Origin of the sequence: Caballeronia terrestris (assembly GCF_001544515.1) — a bacterium.
GTDB classification, from domain to species: domain Bacteria; phylum Pseudomonadota; class Gammaproteobacteria; order Burkholderiales; family Burkholderiaceae; genus Caballeronia; species Caballeronia terrestris.
In genome coordinates, this window is the sequence record NZ_FCOL02000273.1 from 1 (window position 1) to 2,424 (window position 2,424).

Consider the following 2,424-nt stretch of genomic DNA (forward strand, 5'->3'; position numbering starts at 1 on the left):
TATGCCCGATAGCCTCAGTTGCGTGGCGAACGCGCTGCGCGTCCACGGCATGGGAAGAGGGAGCCACAAATGAAATCCGTGACCGTGGGGATTCGTGAGGTCCGGGCCGAGATAGCGATGCGCGATGGCCTGACGCGCCTCGCTTTCGGCGCATATTGCGTGAAGCATGTCTTCAGCCAAGCCGGACTCTATCCAATAGGTGGCAATAGCAGCGCTCAGAGGCGCCGCCATGGACGCCGTTGCGCGGATCACCACGGAGGCGCGCTCGGCGCTGCCTTGATCGGGAACGGCGAGGTAGGCGATACGCAGCGCCGGAGACACGCATTTCGCGAGTCCCGAGATGTAGTAGACAAGCTCTGGCGCGAGCGAAGCGAGGCTCGGCAAGTCGTCGAGTGAAGTCCCGGGCCGGCCCGAGGCCTCTATCAGCGGCCAGTAATTGTCGTCCTCGATGATGGGCAACTGATGCCGGCGAGCTACCTCGACGAGTTCGCGGCGCCTCTCAATGGGCATGTTGACCGTAGTGGGATTGTGAATGATCGGCGTGCAATAGAACGCCTTCGGCTTATCGCTCCGGCAGATCTGGTCGAGTGAATCGGGCCTTGCGCCTTGATCATCCATTTCGACGGCCGCAAGACGAATTCCCAATTCTTTCGCGAGCAGCATGTAACCCGGATACGTGAGCGATTCGACGCAGACAGTGTCGCCGGCTCGCGCGAGCATCATCGAGGTTGCAAGCAGCGCTCCCTGCGCGCCAGGGCAGACCAGGACCCGCTCGGGACCTAGCCCCGGCACGCGTCGGGCCAGCCAATTGGCGCCGACCAGACGATCTCTCATCGCACCGCTCGGTACCTGATACCGCATCAGCATATCCATGCCGCGCTCGGCGAGAACGCTCGGCGCGCCCTCCCAGATTCGTTTTTCCAATGCAGGGTCATCGAAGCTCGGCGGATGATTGATCAGCATATCGACGGTCGAGGCGCCGTGCGATATGGCTGGTTGCAATTTGACAGCCTTGACATAGGTGCCACGTCCCACCCGGGCTTCGAGGAGCCCACGCCGCTGCGCTTCCGCGTAGCCACGGCTCACTGTCGTGAAGTCGATGCCGAGCGCCGCAGCGAGTGTTCGCTGTGGTGGCAAACGATCGCCGGCGCGAAGCTCTCCCTTTCCGATGCTCTCCGCGACCGCATTCGCAATTGCTTGATACGTCGGACCGCTGCCTTCTTCGAGACGCGGTTTCCAGCTGGCTGTGTGCATCATCTTGGCGCCTCGTCTGAAGCAATATTATTTATTGTATGCAACATTTTCCGATCTTGCTCCAATTTTGTGCGGGGAATCTCGAACATGATTTGAACGATTACGTCAATTGTTTAAGAATTGTATGTACGGGTTACTTCGGGTGAGATTGGTTTTGCTCAACAAGGCCAAGCGGATATGAGAGATATCCACTAAAGCTTTGAAAAGAAAAACTGCTATTGAAATACTCACAGAACAAGCCTGTGAACGGACTGAATCTTGTATGCGTGTATGTATAAGATTGATTGCAATCAATCCTAAAATAATTCAAAACTTGTTTGCAATTATCCTGACTTGTTTCTATTGTATGGATATGCGTGAGGCGACAAGAAGGTATGCGGCGAACAGTGTGCGGTTGAACTAAGGTGATAAAGATCGACCGGGAGCAGATCATGAGACGACTGGCAGCACTGGAATTCGTTGGCTTTTTGAGGTCCGGGCTGCTAGCCGCGTTGCTTGCCGTATCGATTCCATGCTCGGAAGCCGCGGGCCCTTCCGTTGTGCAGATTGGTTTTGCGGCGCCCCTGACAGGGCCTTCCGCGGCTGACGGAAAAGAGATGGAGAACGCCGCACGCCTCGCGCTTGAGGACGCAAACCAGCGCGACCCGAAGATTGACGGACGGCCTGTGCAATTCGAGCTTGTTTCCCTCGACGACCAAGGCGATCCGAGAGTCGCAACTCAGGTGGCTCAGCGGCTCGCGGACCTGTCCGTCGCGGGCGTGGTTGGTCATTTCAATTCCGGCTGCAGCATCGCCGTCTCCGGCATTTATCAGATGTTCGATATCGCGGAGGTAAGCCCGAGTTCGACGAGCGCGGCCTATACGCTGCGCGGCAACAGGTCCTCGTTTCGCGTGATCGGTCAGGATGCAATAGCGGGGGCAGAACTGGGGCGCTATCTGATCGATACCTTGGAGGCAAAGCGCATCGCGATCATCGATGACCGGACTGACTTTGGCCAGGGCCTGGCCGACCGGGTCAGCGATTTCGTAGTCGAGCGGCGCGGGAAAATCGTCGCGCGCGAGTACGTGACCGACAAGACCATGGATTTCAGCGCGGTGCTGACACGAATTCGAGGGCAGAACGCTGACGTGGTCGTGTTCGGCGGGTTCGACGCGCAGGCCGCGCTGGTAG

2 protein-coding genes are annotated in these 2,424 nt (G+C 58.1%); one reads left to right on the top strand and one right to left on the bottom strand.

All coding sequences use genetic code 11. The features are described from left to right. Nucleotides 1-1,257 (bottom strand): aminotransferase-like domain-containing protein (locus AWB67_RS36395; RefSeq protein ID WP_087660690.1); only part of this gene is annotated, 1,257 nt, incomplete at its 3' end. A gap of 428 nt (nucleotides 1,258-1,685) precedes the next feature. On the opposite strand from AWB67_RS36395, the gene AWB67_RS36400 reads away from it, so the two are divergent. Then, the coding region (locus AWB67_RS36400) for a branched-chain amino acid ABC transporter substrate-binding protein (RefSeq protein ID WP_143328479.1) at nucleotides 1,686-2,424 on the top strand (739 nt) is incomplete at its 3' end.